This window comes from Erwinia sp. PsM31 (genome assembly GCF_030433775.1).
Classification (GTDB): domain Bacteria; phylum Pseudomonadota; class Gammaproteobacteria; order Enterobacterales; family Enterobacteriaceae; genus Erwinia; species Erwinia aeris.
Genome location: NZ_JARUWZ010000017.1, coordinates 44,660 through 60,071, shown reverse-complemented (window position 1 = coordinate 60,071; position 15,412 = coordinate 44,660). Strand labels below are relative to the sequence as shown.

Sequence of the window (15,412 nt, the reverse complement as noted above, 5' to 3'; positions counted from 1 at the left end):
TTAGCGGAACGATAGTGGCACAAAAAGATTACGTAGGCCGCGGGCGTTCGACAGGGACGCGTCGCAAAAAGAGCAACGGCCGCGGCGGCAGTAAAAAGCGCAGCAGCGGATCGGGTGTATCAAAGATCATGGTAGGTCTGGCCGTCGCGGTACTGGTGACGTTTGTCGGTGGCTTATGGTTTATCGCCCATCATAAAAAAGAGGAAGAGGCGCCGGTCATTCCGGATCACAAAGCAGCCGGCAACGGTTTGCCGCCCAAGCCAGAAGAGCGCTGGCGCTACATTAAAGAGCTGGAGAACCGTCAAATCACCGTGCCGACGCCCGTCGAGCCTTCGGCAGGCGGTGAAGTGCATTCGCCTACGCAACTGACCGACGAACAGCGCCAGCTGCTGGAGCAGATGCAGGCCGATATGCGCCAGCAGCCTACCCAGCTGAACGAAGTGCCGTGGAACGAGCAGACGCCAGCCCAACGCCAGCAAACGCTACAGCGCCAGCAGCAGCAGACGCAGCTGCAACAGCAGTCGCGCCAGCCGCAGAACGCCTATTCATCAGAACCTCAGCCTTCTCGTCAGGTACAGACGCAGCCACAGATCCAGCCGCGTCAGGTTCAAACGCAGCCGCAGGTACAGCCATCGCGTCAGCAGCCGGCACAGCAGCAGCACATGCTGCCGCAGCACAGCCAGCAGCCGACGGTAGCTCAGGAGCCTGTCCGCCAGCCGCAGCCGAAAACCGAGAAGCCAAAAGAAGTCGAAAAAGAGAAGACGCAGCGCTGGATGGTGCAGTGCGGCTCGTTCAAAGGCAGCGACCAGGCGGAATCCGTACGCGCCTCGCTGGCGTTTGAAGGCTTTGAAAGCAAAATCACCAGCGGCGGCGGCTGGAATCGCGTGATCGTCGGCCCTTACAACAGCCGCACCGCCGCCGACAGCACGCTGAAACGCCTGCGCGGCAACGGCCATTCAAATTGTATTCCTGTCTCTTTGGGGGGTTGAAACCTTCCAGATTCCCCCCATATCTGATCGCATCATTGCCCCGCAGTAGGCCTGCGGGGAGATCTTTCGACTGTAACAAGGGGTCTGCCCGTGACAACAATTGTAAGTGTACGACGCAACGGCCAGGTAGTAATTGGCGGTGATGGCCAGGCTACGCTCGGCAACACCGTAATGAAAGGCAACGTCAAAAAAGTGCGTCGTCTTTATAATGACAAGGTCATTGCTGGTTTTGCCGGTGGCACAGCAGATGCCTTTACGCTGTTTGAGCTGTTCGAACGCAAGCTGGAGATGCATCAGGGCCATCTGGTGAAGGCGGCGGTCGAACTGGCCAAAGACTGGCGTACCGATCGGATGCTGCGCAAGCTGGAAGCCCTGCTGGCCGTAGCTGACGAAAACGCCTCGCTGATCATCACCGGCAACGGCGACGTGATCCAGCCGGAAAACGATCTGATCGCCATCGGTTCTGGCGGCCCGTACGCACAGGCTGCCGCTCGTGCGCTGCTGGAAAACACCGACATTGGCGCGCGCGACATCGTGGAAAAAGCGCTGGGTATTGCAGGCGATATCTGCATCTATACCAACCACAATCTTACTATCGAAGAATTATCGTCTAAAGCGTAAGGACCCTGATTATGTCTGAAATGACCCCGCGCGAAATCGTCAGCGAACTGGACAGATTTATTATCGGCCAGGACGGCGCCAAGCGCGCTGTTGCCATCGCCCTGCGCAACCGCTGGCGCCGTATGCAGCTCGACGAAGAGCTGCGCCACGAAGTGACGCCTAAAAATATTCTGATGATTGGCCCGACCGGCGTAGGTAAAACCGAAATCGCCCGTCGCCTGGCCAAGCTGGCTAATGCGCCTTTTATTAAGGTGGAAGCGACTAAGTTCACCGAAGTGGGCTATGTAGGTAAAGAAGTGGATTCTATCATCCGCGATCTGACCGATTCCGCGATCAAAATGGTGCGCTCGCAGGCGATTGAGAAAAACCGCTATCGCGCCGAAGAGATGGCCGAAGAACGCATTCTCGACGTGCTGATCCCACCGGCGAAAAACAACTGGGGCCAGCCGGAAGCCGCTGCCGAGCCGTCTGCTGCCCGCCAGTCTTTCCGCAAAAAGCTGCGCGAAGGCCAGCTGGACGATAAAGAGATCGAAATCGATCTGGCCGCCGCGCCAATGGGTGTCGAGATCATGGCGCCTCCGGGTATGGAAGAGATGACCAGCCAGCTGCAGTCGATGTTCCAGAACATCGGCGGCCAGAAGCAGAAGCCGCGTAAGCTGCCGATCAAAGAAGCGATGAAGCTGCTGATCGAGGAAGAAGCCGCCAAACTGGTCAATCCGGAAGAGTTAAAGCAGGAAGCGATCGACGCGGTCGAGCAGCACGGCATCGTGTTTATCGACGAAATCGACAAGGTCTGTAAGCGTGGCGAAAGCTCCGGCCCGGACGTTTCCCGCGAAGGCGTACAGCGCGACCTGCTGCCGCTGGTGGAAGGCTGCACCGTTTCCACCAAGCACGGTATGGTGAAAACCGACCATATTCTGTTTATCGCTTCCGGCGCGTTCCAGGTCGCCAGCCCTTCCGATCTGATCCCGGAACTGCAGGGTCGTCTGCCGATCCGCGTTGAGCTACAGGCGCTGACCACGCACGACTTTGAGCGCATCCTGACCGAGCCAAGCGCGTCCGTCACCGTGCAGTACAAGGCGCTGATGAAGACCGAAGGCGTGGATATCCACTTTACGGAAGACGGCATCAGCCGCATCGCTGCCGCAGCCTGGCAGGTGAACGAAACCGCTGAGAACATCGGCGCGCGTCGTCTGCATACCGTGCTGGAGCGCCTGATGGAAGAGATTTCCTACGACGCCAGCGACCGCAACGGCGAGTCGATCACCATCGATGCCGATTACGTTGGTAAACATCTGGACGAGCTGGTAGCGGACGAAGATCTCAGCCGCTTTATTCTGTAATCTTCCACGCTCGCGCCTTTTTAAACCCCGTCGCTTACGCGCGGGGTTTTTCTTTGTCCGCCGCCTCTGCTTTCCCGCCCAATTCCTGACGTGGATTAATTCTCCGCGTGCAGACAGCCAGTAAACTGGTCGCTTTCCGGCATTCATCCTCTTTCAGCAAAGGCCCAGCCTGATGAGCGACAATATCTCTGCAGTTCCGGCTTTTACCTCTTTCCGCGCATGGCTGGAAAGCCTGCGCTTACGTACGCTGCCTTTAGCCTGCGCGTCAGTGATTACCGGCTCGGCGCTGGCCTGGCGTGAGGGACATTTCGATCCGGCCGTCGCGCTGCTGACGCTGCTGACCACGGCGCTGCTGCAAATTTTGTCCAATCTGGCCAACGACTATGGCGATGCGGTAAAAGGCAGCGACACGCCCGATCGCCTCGGCCCGCTACGCGGCATGCAGAAAGGGCTGATCGGCCTGAAGCAGATGCGCTTTGCGCTGACGCTGACGGTTGCGCTGACGCTGATCGCGGGCGTAACGCTGGTGGTACGCGCCTGTCAGAGCCTCGGCGATATGCTCGGCTTTCTGGCGCTGGGCGCGCTGGCCATCGTCGCCGCCATCGCCTATACGGTAGGGAAAAAACCTTACGGCTATCTTGGGCTGGGCGATCTTTCCGTGCTGGTTTTCTTTGGCTGGCTGGGCGTGGTGGGCAGCTTTTATCTGCAAACGCACGGTCTGCATCTGTTGGCTTTTCTGCCCGCGACCGGCTGCGGCCTGCTGGCGGTCGCCGTGCTCAACGTCAATAACATGCGCGATATCGACAGCGATCGGCGGAACGGTAAATTCACCCTGGCCGTACGGCTCGGCGCCTGTAACGCGCGCTATTACCATGCCATGCTGCTTTCCGGCGCGCTGTTTTGCTTTGGCCTGTATGCCAAACTGGCGATGCTGGACGCGTCGGGCTGGCTGTTTTTGCTCAGCGCGCCGCTGTTGTTCGGCCAGGCACGCTTTGTTATCAAACATACCGCCGCCGCCGCTATGCGGCCCGTGCTGGAGAAAACGGTAAAAGCGACGCTGCTGGTTAATCTGCTTTTCGCCATTGGTCTGGCGATGAACTAATCGCGATGTCCCTGACCTGCCGCAATTTTTAACAACTGATGATTTTGCCAACAACCGCCAGAAAGCGATATACTTAGTCTCCCTGTGGCGAACAGATGAACCCCTTATGAAATACGATACTTCCGAACTCTGCGACATCTATCATGAAGATGTGAACGTGGTTGAACCGCTCTTTTCAAACTTTGGTGGCCGCACCTCGTTTGGCGGGCAAATCACCACGGTGAAATGTTTTGAAGATAACGGGCTTCTGTATGATCTGCTGGAAGAAAACGGACGCGGGCGCGTGCTGCTGGTAGACGGCGGCGGCTCTGTACGGCGCGCGCTGGTCGATGCGGCGCTGGCTCGCCTGGCGTTGCAAAACGAATGGGAAGGGTTGGTGATCTACGGCTCCGTGCGCCAGGTAGACGACCTGGAAGAGCTGGATATCGGCATTCAGGCGATTGCGGCTATCCCGGCTGGCGCCGCTGGCGAAGGCATTGGCGAAAGCGACGTGCGCGTCAATTTTGGCGGCGTGACCTTCTTTTCAGGCGACCATCTTTATGCCGACAATACCGGTATTATCCTTTCCGAAGATCCGCTGGATATCGAATAGCACACCTTATCCTTCCAGAAGATCCACCGGCTGGCATATAGCAAAAACGGGTGCTGACTGGCACCCGTTCTTTTACCGCCTGCCGTCAAACCTGACTCAGACTTCTTCCATTTTTCCCAACAGCGCACGCAGACGCTCCTGCCAGACATGCTGCTCCTCTTTCAGGTGCTGGTTTTCACGCACCAGGGATTCGCTGTTGCCCGCGGCCTGCTGAACCTGCTGATTCAGGTTGTTGTTCTGCTCTTTCAGCTCTTCAATTTCCATCTGCAGCAGCGTGATAGTATCAATCGCCTGCTGTACTTTTGCTTCCAGTTTCTCGAACACTTCAAATGACATCGTAAATGACCTCTCCTAATCGCAAGGCGTTGATGTTGCAGACGCGGCGCGATCGACACTGGCCGACCCGCTGCGGCTCACAACGATGTTCCGATTGTATGTAGAGCGGCCCGCCAAGTCCAGCAACGAACCTGCTACGGCGCAGAGAGCCGCGTTTTTCAGCGCAGACCTAGTGTTTGTAACATTTACCCGCGATCCCTGCGCGGGTATTGTTAACAAATTGCAACATGAAATGGAAAACGAAAGCCAAAAGCCGCAGGAAAATTCCGTTAAAAGACGCGAAAACGCTCATTTTTTTGAAGCAGCACACAACTTTTGATTTCGCTATTTCTCGTTTATGCTCGTTAACGATAAATTCACAACAACCCCACACAAGATTGGGGCGACTCAGGGAAAGAGAAAAAAAAGCCGTACACCATTTAACCTCGCCTTCAGGAACCAACATCATGAGCCAGACAACCACCACCCTTAAAGGGCAGTGCATCGCCGAGTTTCTCGGCGTCGGCACGATTATTTTCTTTGGTGCCGGCTGCGTCGCGGCGGCAAAGGTAGCAGGCGCGGTACTCGGCCTGTGGGAAATCAGCATCATCTGGGGGATCGCCGTTGCCATGGCGGTTTACCTGAGCGCGGCCATTTCCGGGGCGCATTTGAACCCGGCCGTGACCCTGGCGCTTTGCCTGTTTGGCAACTTCGAAGGCCGTAAAGTTATTCCTTATATTGTGGCGCAGGTGGCAGGCGCCTTCTGCTCCGCCGCGCTGGTTTATGCGCTCTACCATAACCTGTTTCTGGACTACGAGCAGACGCACCATATGGTGCGCGGCAGCGTCGAGAGCCTGGATTTGGCCGGTATTTTCTCTACCTACCCTAATCCGCATATCAGCGTTGGCCAGGCTTTCCTGGTTGAAGCCGTGATCACTGCCGTGATGATGGGGCTGATTATGGCGCTGACCGACGACGGCAACGGCCTGCCGCGCGGCCCGATGGCTCCGCTGCTGATCGGCCTGCTTATCGCGGTTATCGGCGGTGCAATGGGTCCGTTGACCGGCTTCGCCCTGAACCCGGCCCGTGATTTCGGACCCAAGATCTTTGCCTGGCTGGCCGGTTGGGGTAACGTTGCTTTCACCGGCGCCCGCGATATTCCTTATTTCCTCGTGCCAATTTTTGGCCCGATTGTTGGCGCCTGCGTGGGTGCATTCGGCTACCGCTCTCTGATCGCCCGTAACCTGCCTGGCGCAGCTGCGGTAAAGAAGCCAGAGACGATAGCGCGTGCTGAACAGCGTAAAGCGTAAGTGCTAACCCTTTACACATCAGGAAGGATTTATGACTACAGATAAAAAATATATCGTCGCGCTGGATCAGGGCACAACCAGCTCCCGCGCCGTGGTGCTGGATCACGACTCCAACATTGTTGCGGTTTCCCAGCGCGAATTTCAGCAAATTTATCCTAAGACCGGCTGGGTCGAACACGATCCGATGGACATCTGGGCGTCGCAAAGCTCCACGCTGGTGGAAGTGCTGGCCCACGCCGATATCCGTTCGGACGAGATAGCCGCCATTGGCATCACCAACCAGCGTGAAACCGCTATCGTCTGGGACAAAGAGACCGGCAAGCCGATCTATAACGCTATCGTCTGGCAGGATCCGCGCACCGCCGACTACTGCGCCCGACTGAAAAAAGAGGGGCTGGAAGAGTATATTCAGCACACTACCGGGCTGGTGATTAACCCTTACTTCTCCGGCACCAAGGTTAAATGGATCCTGGATCACGTTGAAGGCTCGCGCGAGCGGGCAAAGCGCGGCGAGCTGCTGTTCGGCACCGTCGATTCCTGGCTGGTATGGAAAATGACGCAGGGACGGGTGCACATCACCGATTACACCAACGCCTCGCGTACCATGATGTTCAACATCCACAAGCTGGAGTGGGATCAGCGCATGCTGGATATCCTGGATATCCCGCGTGAAATGCTGCCGGAAGTGAAGTCTTCTTCCGAAGTCTACGGCCAGACCAATATCGGCGGTAAAGGCGGCACGCGTATCCCTATCGCCGGTATCGCGGGCGACCAGCAGGCGGCGCTGTATGGCCAGCTTTGCGTTCAGCCGGGCATGGCGAAAAACACCTACGGTACCGGCTGCTTTATGCTGATGAACACGGGCACGGAAGCGGTCACCTCCACTAACGGCCTGCTGACCACTATCGCCTGCGGCCCGCGCGGCGAAGTCAACTATGCGCTGGAAGGCGCGGTATTTATCGGCGGCGCGTCTATCCAGTGGCTGCGTGACGAGATGAAGCTAATCGGTGACGCCACCGATTCCGAATACTTCGCCACCAAGGTGAAAGACAGCAACGGCGTGTATATGGTGCCGGCCTTTACCGGCCTGGGCGCGCCTTACTGGGACCCGTATGCGCGCGGCGCTATCTTCGGCCTGACGCGCGGCGCGAACGCGAACCATATTATTCGCGCCACGCTGGAATCTATCGCCTTCCAGACCCGCGACGTGCTGGAAGCCATGCAGAATGACTCCAACACCCGCCTGCAGTCTCTGCGTGTCGATGGCGGCGCGGTGGCCAACAACTTCCTGATGCAGTTCCAGTCCGATATCCTGGGCACCCGCGTCGAACGCCCGGAAGTATTGGAAGTAACCGCGCTGGGTTCCGCCTATCTGGCGGGGCTGGCGGTCGGCTTCTGGAAAGATTTGGATGAAGTCCGTGCCAAGGCCGTCATTGAACGCGAATTCCGTCCGAGCATCGAAACCACCGAGCGTAACTATCGTTATGCAGGCTGGAAGAAAGCCGTTTCCCGCGCTCAGGCATGGGAAGACCACGAAGAGTAACGTCTTCTCGCCCGCAGTCGCCACGGCTGCGGGCATCTGTTCCGCCCCTCCTCCCTGATGTTCAGAACCCGGCGATAAGAATGCTGGCGTTTTTCCTCCCCGCCATGCCAGACTTCCTGCTTCATTACTTTGCGTAAGGCCCATTATGAAACGAGAACTCGCTATTGAATTTTCACGCGTAACGGAAGCGGCAGCGCTGGCTGGCTATAAATGGCTGGGGCGCGGCGACAAGAACGCGGCCGACGGCGCTGCGGTGCACGCCATGCGTATCATGCTGAATAAAGTCGATATCGATGGGCAAATCGTCATCGGCGAAGGCGAGATCGACGAAGCACCGATGCTGTACATTGGCGAAAAAGTGGGTAGCGGCCAGGGCGATGCGGTGGATATCGCGGTCGATCCTATTGAAGGCACGCGCATGACCGCCATGGGCCAGGCCAACGCGCTGGCCGTGCTGGCCGTTGGCGATAAAGGCACCTTTCTGAACGCGCCCGATATGTATATGGAAAAGCTGGCGGTTGGCCCTGGCGCGAAAGGCGCTATCGATCTGGCGTTGCCGCTGGCGGAAAACCTGCGAAATATCGCGCGGGCGCTGCAAAAACCGCTGACGGAGCTGACCGTCACCGTTCTTGCCAAGCCGCGCCATGACGGCGTGATTGCCGAGATGCAGCAGCTGGGCGTGCGAATTTTTGCCTTTCCCGACGGCGACGTGGCCGCCTCTATCCTGACCTGTATGCCGGACAGCGAAGTGGACGTGCTGTACGGCATCGGCGGCGCGCCGGAAGGCGTGGTTTCGGCGGCGGTGATCCGCGCGCTGGATGGTGATATGCAGGGACGCCTGCTGCCGCGTCACGCGGTCAAAGGCGATACGCCGGAAAACCGCGCGCTGGGTGAACAGGAGCTGCAACGCTGTCGGGCAATGGGTATTGAAGCCGGAAAGGTGCTGGCGCTGGGCGACATGGCGCGCAACGATAACGTTATTTTCTCCGCAACCGGCATCACCAGCGGCGATCTGCTGAAAGGCATTACGCGCCAGGGCAACGTCGCCACCACCGAAACGCTGCTGGTGCGCGGCAAATCGCGCACTATCCGCCGCATCCAGTCCATTCACTATCTGGATCGTAAGGACGCGAGCCTGCATCAATATATTCTGTAGGATGTTTACGGGCCGTTTGGCCCGTTACTTCATACCGCGTGCATCTCCGGCCTTTTCGACAAGGGTAGCCAGCACAGCAGGATCAGCAGCGCCATGGCGAACATCAGCATTCCCAGGCTGAACTGGCCGTTCTGCGGCAGCAGCGCCGACAGCCAGGCCGCCAGGCCCGATCCCAGGTTTTGCAGGCCGCCCAACAGCGCGCCCGCCGTACCGGCCATATAGGGCCACGGCTCCATGGCGCCCGTGGTCGCCAGGGGAAACAGCATGCCCGCGCCGAAGAAAAACAGCGCGGCAGGCGCCACCAGCGTCCAGATGGTCATCACGCCGAACCAGGCCGGGATCCACATCAGCGCGCCAGCCAGCAGGCAGCTATTGACCGACCACCACATCAGCTGCTGAAAAGGCTTATTGTCGCGACCGGCAAACCACGCGCCGAAAAACGCCGCCGGGATCGGCAGAATAAACAGCAGGCTGACCGTGAGGCTGTTGAGTCCCAGCACGCCGCCCATCAGCACGCCGCAGCTGGCTTCAAACACGGCGATGCCGCCCAGCGCGCCCATCAGCATAATCAGATAGCGCACAAAGGTGCTGTCAGCCAGCAGCGGCTTATAGCGTGAAAAAAGCGCGCGTTTTTCCAACGGCGCGGGACGCGTTTCCGGCAGCCAACGCAGCATTGCCGTGCCCACACCCAGGCAGAGCAACAGCAGAAAAATAAAGCAGGCGTGCCAGCCAAACAGATGAGTCAGCAGCGCGCCAATCACCGGCGCAACCAGCGGACTGACCAGAATGCCCATATTCAGCAGGCTGTTGGCCTGCCGCAGCGCGCCGCCCGCATACAGATCGCGCGGCATGGTGCGAGCCATCACGCCCGCCACGCCCGTTCCCAGTCCCTGAATGGCGCTGCCCAGCACCAGCAGATCGAAGGTCGGCGCGCCGAGCGCGACCAGTGAACCGATCATAAAAATAGTTAATCCGCCCAGGATAACCGGACGCCGCCCGATATTATCCGACAGCGGGCCATACAGCAGCTGCGAGCCGCCGTAGGTCATCAGATACGCGGCCATCACGCGCTGCACCACGCCGTCGCGCACGCCAAAATCCTGCGCGATGGTCGCCATCGCCGGAACATAAATGGTTTGCGCCATCTGTCCGACGGCCACCAGCGCGATCAGCATCACCAGCAAATGCCCGTTTGCAATTTTCTTCATTTTATCAGCACAATTTATCGGCTAAATCGCCATTAAACAGGACGATTGGCCAGGAAGGGTTTTCGATAGCGAGGAAAATATCAGGAACGCATGACAAAGCGAGAGGGCAAGGAAAAATGGTCTTTAATTAAGTGTCAGCAAAAGCGTTCAGCGGCGTAAATGAAACTGTACGTCGGATGCCGGATTTGTCGATATGAGCTTTGCGCATCACGGAGGCTGGCAAAAAAGCCGTTCCGTAGCGAAGATAGGCTATTCAACCGTTTTGACTAAGGAGCGCACTATGGCCGAGTGGGTCAACGCCACAGTACAGCAGGTGCAGGACTGGACGGAGAGCCTGTTCAGCATTACCGTCACCGCGCCCATCGATCCCTTTATTGCCGGACAGTTCGCCAAGCTGGCGCTGGAAGTCGACGGCGAACGCGTGCAGCGCGCCTACTCTTTTGTGAACGCCCCCAGCAACGCCAACCTGGAGTTCTACCTGGTGACGGTGCCGGAAGGCAAATTAAGCCCGCGACTTCATGCATTGCAGCCGGGCCAGAAGCTGATGATCACCAAAGAATCCGCCGGTTTTTTTGTGATAGATGAAATCCCCGAGTGCAAAACGCTGTGGATGCTGGCGACCGGGACGGCTATCGGCCCCTATCTTTCTATCCTGCAGGAAGGCAAAGGGCTGGCGCGTTTTGAGCATATCGTTCTCGTCCATGCCGTCCGCTACGCGCAGGACCTGAGTTATCTGCCGCTGATGCAGGCGCTGGAGCAGCGCTCTCAGGGACAGCTACGTATTCAGACGGTGGTCAGCCGCGAAGCAGCTGAAGGCTCGCTGACCGGCCGCGTGCCCGCGCTGATAGAGCGTGGCGAGCTGGAAGCCGCCGTCGGGTTGCCCATGACGGCAGAAGAGAGCCATATCATGCTGTGCGGCAACCCGCAGATGGTCAGAGACACCCAGCAGCTGCTGAAAGAGACGCGCGACATGCGCAAGCACCTGAAACGTAAGCCTGGCCATATCACCAGCGAACACTACTGGTAATCGGGCGTCCGACGGCCAAAATAGTTCACCTGCAACGTCGTTTTGCCGAAGCGGTTGGCGCCTTTGCTGCCGCTGAAGACGCCCAGTTCCAGGCTCATGGTCACCAGGATCAGCGTGGGAATAAAGCGCCCCAGCGTCCACTGCCAGCTGGCGGGCAGCGCCGACCAGTTCCCTGCCAGCAGCATCCACGCCACGATCAGCAGCAAAGCCCAGGCGGCCGATTTGTTACGGTCGTGCAGACGTTTCACCACCACGGCGCTGGACGGCCACAGCAGGCTGACCACGCAGAAGGCGGCGGTCTGCGTGCTGATCCAGCCTCGCGCGGCCAGGGTAAACAGCACGGTCAGCAGCACCAGCCACAGCGTCAGCCAAATCCACAGATCGCGCCGCCCCAGCCTGCCACGCCAGGAAAAACACCACGCTTGTAAGGTCATTTTTTCTTCCTCAGAACAGCGTCAGGCTTTGACTTTGCCGGTCATTGTCCGTTTTAATCTTGCGTTAACTGCATTAGTTAGAGCGACAGATAATGAATAAAGCGTTGTTCACGGGTTTTACGTTACTGGTCTGGCTGAGTACCGCGCCCGTTCGGGCCGAAGCCGGTCCTCAGGAGCGTGCTGAACATATGCCTACAGCGCCCTATCTTCTGGCGGGTGCGCCGACCTTTGATATGACTATCGGCCAGTTTCGCGAAAAGTATAATGCTATCAATCCAAAGTTACAGATTGCTGAATACCGGGCGACGGACAGCCGCGGTGATAAAAGTAATTTGACCCGTGCCGCCAGCAAGATCAATGAAAATCTCTACTCTTCTACCGCGCTGGAACAGGGAACCGGAAAGATCAAAACGTTACAGATTACCTGGCTGCCGGTGCCCGGCCCGGAAGAGAAAGCCGCACGGGATAAAGCGCTGGCCTATATGATTGCGCTGACGCGGTTTTTTGAACCGACGCTGACTCAGGAACAGAGTCAGAAGCGGCTGGACGATCTGCTGAGTAAAGGGAAAGGCTCGCGCTACTATGCCCAGGCGGAAGGCGCGCTGCGCTACGTGGTGGCCGACAACGGCGAAAAAGGGCTGACCTTCGCCATCGAGCCGGTAAAACTCGCCCTGAACGGCAGCTAACCGGGTTTAAAAATGACGAAAAGCAAAGCTCTGAAGGGCTTTGATCTCTATACTGTCCGGCAGACAACGCTGCTGAGGCAGGGTAATTAAACCGTATCGCGCTAAGCGTGGAGGATAGAATGCGACATCCGTTAGTAATGGGTAACTGGAAACTGAACGGCAGCAAACACATGGTCAACGAGCTGATTGCCGGTCTGCGTAATGAGCTGAGCGCCGTCGATGGCTGCGGCGTAGCCATTGCCCCTCCAACGATTTATCTGGATCTGGCGAAGCACGCCAGCTCGGGTAGCCATATCGTGCTTGGCGCGCAGAACGTGGACGTTAACCTGTCTGGCGCGTTCACCGGCGAAGTATCCGCCGAGATGCTGAAAGACGTAGGCGCGAAATACATCATTATCGGCCACTCCGAGCGTCGCACTTATCATAAAGAGAGCGACGAGCTGATTGCCAAAAAATTCGCGGTGCTGAAAACGGCCGGTCTGATCCCGGTACTGTGCATTGGCGAAACCGAAGCGGAAAACGAAGCGGGTAAAACCGAAGAAGTTTGCGCACGCCAGATTGACGCCGTGCTGGAAACCCAGGGCGCTGACGCGTTCAACGGCGTGGTCATTGCCTATGAGCCAGTCTGGGCTATCGGCACCGGCAAATCCGCTACCCCTGCACAGGCCCAGGCCGTGCATAAATTTATCCGTGACCATATCGCCAAAAAAGATGCCGCTGTCGCAGAACAGGTCATTATCCAGTACGGCGGTTCCGTTAACGATAAGAATGCGGCCGAGCTGTTTGCCCAGCCGGATATCGATGGCGCGCTGGTTGGCGGCGCATCGCTGAAAGCGGATGCTTTCGCGGTGATCGTTAAGGCTGCCGCAGCGGCTAAAAAAGCCTGACGCTGCCGATAAAGCACAGTGCCTGTTCCGTCCGGCAGCATGCCGGACGTATCAATCTGTGACGCCTGTTCCGCCCGTGCGGAGCAGGCATTTTTTTGTCCGGCCTGCGCGGAGGTTTTTTTAATCGGCCTGTCCGCACGGAGATATCCACCCTCATTTTACCCGCCACGCGGCTGAATCGTCCGTCGGCCTTTCCCACTTAACAATCAATTAACATTTAATAACAACTAAATTCTCTGCGATCTCCCCTGCTCACGCCTGCTTTTCAGGCTTTACCTGCCTGCTTTTTGCACAACTCCATCCGAAGAAAACCAAATTATCCTTATGAAAATTAATAATAAATAACCGCTAACTCTCTTTGCCGTTTCGCTGAAGCAGCCTCTGGTATTACTTCCTCTAATTTTGTTTGATTATTCATTCTCATTTTTAATCTTTAAACAATTTTTTAATTGCTACGTAACAATGGTATATTTCCACAACGCTTAACGCGCGTTAATCATCCGTTTTTGTGATGGAAGCGCACTGTACTCAGCGAAGCGGCTACCACGGTCCGAAAGAGATCGCCGCCGTTTCACCTGCTCACCATGTTGATTTATCAACATACGGAGAAGTCGCCTCATGCCAAAATTAGCAGGACTTCTGGCCGCTATGGGCTCTGCGAAAGCCGCTACGGCAGATGAAGAAAAAGACGTATTACTGATCGGCGGAGGCGCGATGAGCGCTACGCTTGGCACCTGGTTGCAGGCTCTGGAACCCGAGTGGCGCATCAGTATGATCGAACGCCTGGACAGCGTGGCTGAAGAAAGCTCCAACGGCTGGAACAACGCCGGTACCGGGCATGCCGCGCTGGCCGAAATGAACTATACGCCGCAGAAAGAAGACGGCTCGGTCGATATCAAAAAAGCCGTCGAGATCAACGAAGCGTTTCAGATCTCGCGCCAGTTCTGGTCCCATCTGGTCCAGAAAGGCGTCCTGCGCAATCCACGCAGCTTTATCAACACCGTTCCCCATATGAGCTTTGTCTGGGGCGACGACAACGTGGCGTTCCTGAAGAAACGCTTTACGGCGCTGCAGAAAAGCTCGCTGTTTCGCGGTATGGAGTATTCAGAAGACCCGGAGCAAATCAGGGCGTGGGCACCGCTGCTGATGGAAGGACGTGACGACAAAGATCGCGTTGCCGCCACGCGCATCACCACCGGCACCGACGTGAACTTCGGCGAAATCACGCGCCAGATGGTGGCATCGCTACAGAAAAACCAGCATTTTTCGCTGGAAACTGGCCATGAGGTTCGCGGCTTTAAGCGCAACGGCGACGGCAGCTGGAACGTGACCGTGGCCGATTTGAAAAACAACGGCCGCCGGAAAACCATTCGCGCGAAATATATCTTTATCGGCGCGGGCGGCGCGGCGCTGACGCTGCTCCAGCAGACCGGTATTCCAGAAGCCAGAGAATATGCGGGCTTCCCGGTCGGCGGCGAGTTCCTGGTAAGCGAAAACCCGGAGATCGTGAAGCGCCATCTGGCCAAAGTGTACGGCAAAGCTTCCGTTGGCGCGCCGCCGATGTCCGTGCCGCATCTGGATACGCGGATGCTGGATGGCAAGCAGGTGCTGCTGTTCGGGCCGTTTGCCACCTTCTCGACGAAGTTCCTGAAGCAAGGCTCGCTGTGGGATATGTTCGGCTCCATGACCTCGTCGAACTTTAAGCCAATGGTGCACGTCGGGCTGGATAACTTTAACCTGGTGAAATACCTGATTGGCCAGGTCATGCTGACCGATGACGATCGCTGCCAGGCGCTGCGGGATTATTTCCCGGAGGCGAGAAAAGAGGACTGGCGTCGCGTTAAGGCGGGCCAGCGCGTACAGATTATCAAGAAAGACGCGCAGAAAGGCGGCGTGCTGAAGCTGGGCACAGAGGTCGTCACGTCGCAGGACGGCACCATCTCCGCGCTGCTGGGCGCCTCGCCGGGTGCTTCCACGGCCGCGCCTATCATGATCGATCTGATGAGCAAAGTGTTCGCTGAGCAGATGGCGACGTCGGCATGGCAGGCAAAGCTGAAAGCAATAGTGCCCTCTTACGGCCAGAAGCTGAACGGCAACGTGGCGGCAACCGAGCACCAGCTGGCGGAAACCAGCCGCGTTTTGCAGCTCGACTACACGCCGTTTACCGCGGCCAATGACGAAGCGGCGGTGGCCGCAGCC

At 57.6% G+C, this 15,412-nt stretch carries 14 protein-coding genes and 1 pseudogene; 12 read left to right on the top strand and 3 right to left on the bottom strand.

Annotation, left to right across the window (positions count from 1 at the left end; all coding sequences use genetic code 11):
- Nucleotides 1-14 precede the first annotated feature (14 nt).
- The 5 genes from ftsN (at nucleotide 15) to rraA (ending at nucleotide 4,647) form a co-directional block, all read left to right on the top strand.
- Nucleotides 15-989: a cell division protein FtsN gene (gene ftsN, locus QCD69_RS14250; RefSeq protein WP_301252492.1), complete on the top strand. Its 975-nt coding sequence runs from the start codon at nucleotides 15-17 to the stop codon at nucleotides 987-989.
- A gap of 90 nt (nucleotides 990-1,079) precedes the next feature.
- Nucleotides 1,080-1,610 (top strand): ATP-dependent protease subunit HslV, encoded by a 531-nt coding sequence (gene hslV / locus QCD69_RS14245; RefSeq protein WP_012439891.1) that lies wholly within the window; start codon nucleotides 1,080-1,082, stop codon nucleotides 1,608-1,610.
- A gap of 11 nt (nucleotides 1,611-1,621) precedes the next feature.
- The gene (gene hslU / locus QCD69_RS14240) at nucleotides 1,622-2,953 is read left to right on the top strand and encodes an HslU--HslV peptidase ATPase subunit (protein ID WP_125290572.1); all 1,332 of its coding nucleotides are present in this window, start codon (nucleotides 1,622-1,624) and stop codon (nucleotides 2,951-2,953) included.
- 172 nt (nucleotides 2,954-3,125) lie between these two features.
- Nucleotides 3,126-4,055, top strand: a complete 930-nt coding sequence (locus QCD69_RS14235; RefSeq protein ID WP_301252487.1) for a 1,4-dihydroxy-2-naphthoate polyprenyltransferase — start codon at nucleotides 3,126-3,128, stop codon at nucleotides 4,053-4,055.
- 106 nt (nucleotides 4,056-4,161) lie between these two features.
- Complete coding sequence (rraA, locus tag QCD69_RS14230; RefSeq protein ID WP_125290574.1) at nucleotides 4,162-4,647, top strand: ribonuclease E activity regulator RraA; 486 nt, start codon at nucleotides 4,162-4,164, stop codon at nucleotides 4,645-4,647.
- A gap of 96 nt (nucleotides 4,648-4,743) precedes the next feature.
- On the opposite strand, the gene zapB is transcribed toward rraA, so the two are convergent.
- The gene (gene zapB / locus QCD69_RS14225) at nucleotides 4,744-4,983 is read right to left on the bottom strand and encodes a cell division protein ZapB (protein WP_125290575.1); all 240 of its coding nucleotides are present in this window, start codon (nucleotides 4,981-4,983) and stop codon (nucleotides 4,744-4,746) included.
- Nucleotides 4,984-5,429: 446 nt separating this feature from the next.
- Between zapB and QCD69_RS14220 the strand changes: the two genes are divergently transcribed.
- The 3 genes from QCD69_RS14220 (at nucleotide 5,430) to glpX (ending at nucleotide 8,971) form a co-directional block, all read left to right on the top strand.
- Entirely contained in the window at nucleotides 5,430-6,272 is an 843-nt protein-coding gene (locus tag QCD69_RS14220; protein WP_301252485.1) for an MIP/aquaporin family protein, read from the top strand.
- A 31-nt stretch (nucleotides 6,273-6,303) separates the two neighbouring features.
- Nucleotides 6,304-7,815 carry a glycerol kinase GlpK gene (glpK, locus tag QCD69_RS14215; RefSeq protein ID WP_253457085.1) on the top strand — a complete coding sequence of 504 codons (1,512 nt, stop codon included), beginning with the start codon at nucleotides 6,304-6,306 and terminating at the stop codon, nucleotides 7,813-7,815.
- 145 nt (nucleotides 7,816-7,960) lie between these two features.
- Nucleotides 7,961-8,971, top strand: coding sequence for a class II fructose-bisphosphatase (glpX, locus tag QCD69_RS14210; protein ID WP_301252484.1), 1,011 nt, complete (start codon nucleotides 7,961-7,963; stop codon nucleotides 8,969-8,971).
- A gap of 29 nt (nucleotides 8,972-9,000) precedes the next feature.
- Here glpX and emrD read toward each other — a convergent pair whose 3' ends face one another.
- On the bottom strand, nucleotides 9,001-10,179 hold the full coding sequence (gene emrD, locus QCD69_RS14205) for a multidrug efflux MFS transporter EmrD (protein ID WP_253457079.1): 1,179 nt from the start codon (nucleotides 10,177-10,179) through the stop codon (nucleotides 9,001-9,003).
- A gap of 280 nt (nucleotides 10,180-10,459) precedes the next feature.
- Here emrD and fpr point away from each other — a divergent pair, with 280 nt between their 5' ends.
- The gene (gene fpr / locus QCD69_RS14200; protein WP_301252483.1) at nucleotides 10,460-11,206 is read left to right on the top strand and encodes a ferredoxin--NADP(+) reductase; all 747 of its coding nucleotides are present in this window, start codon (nucleotides 10,460-10,462) and stop codon (nucleotides 11,204-11,206) included.
- Here fpr and QCD69_RS14195 read toward each other — a convergent pair.
- On the bottom strand, nucleotides 11,197-11,640 hold the full coding sequence (locus QCD69_RS14195; protein WP_253457073.1) for a DUF805 domain-containing protein: 444 nt from the start codon (nucleotides 11,638-11,640) through the stop codon (nucleotides 11,197-11,199). The genes fpr and QCD69_RS14195 overlap by 10 nt on opposite strands.
- Nucleotides 11,641-11,732: 92 nt before the next feature.
- On the opposite strand from QCD69_RS14195, the gene QCD69_RS14190 reads away from it, so the two are divergent.
- The 3 genes and pseudogenes from QCD69_RS14190 to mqo form a co-directional block, all read left to right on the top strand.
- Nucleotides 11,733-12,326, top strand: coding sequence for a YiiQ family protein (locus QCD69_RS14190; protein ID WP_301252481.1), 594 nt, complete (start codon nucleotides 11,733-11,735; stop codon nucleotides 12,324-12,326).
- A gap of 119 nt (nucleotides 12,327-12,445) precedes the next feature.
- Entirely contained in the window at nucleotides 12,446-13,213 is a 768-nt protein-coding gene (gene tpiA, locus QCD69_RS14185) for a triose-phosphate isomerase (protein ID WP_253457069.1), read from the top strand.
- Between the two features lie 618 nt (nucleotides 13,214-13,831).
- A pseudogene (mqo, locus tag QCD69_RS14180) lies at nucleotides 13,832-15,388 on the top strand (malate dehydrogenase (quinone)); the annotation flags it as partial.
- Nucleotides 15,389-15,412 lie beyond the last annotated feature (24 nt).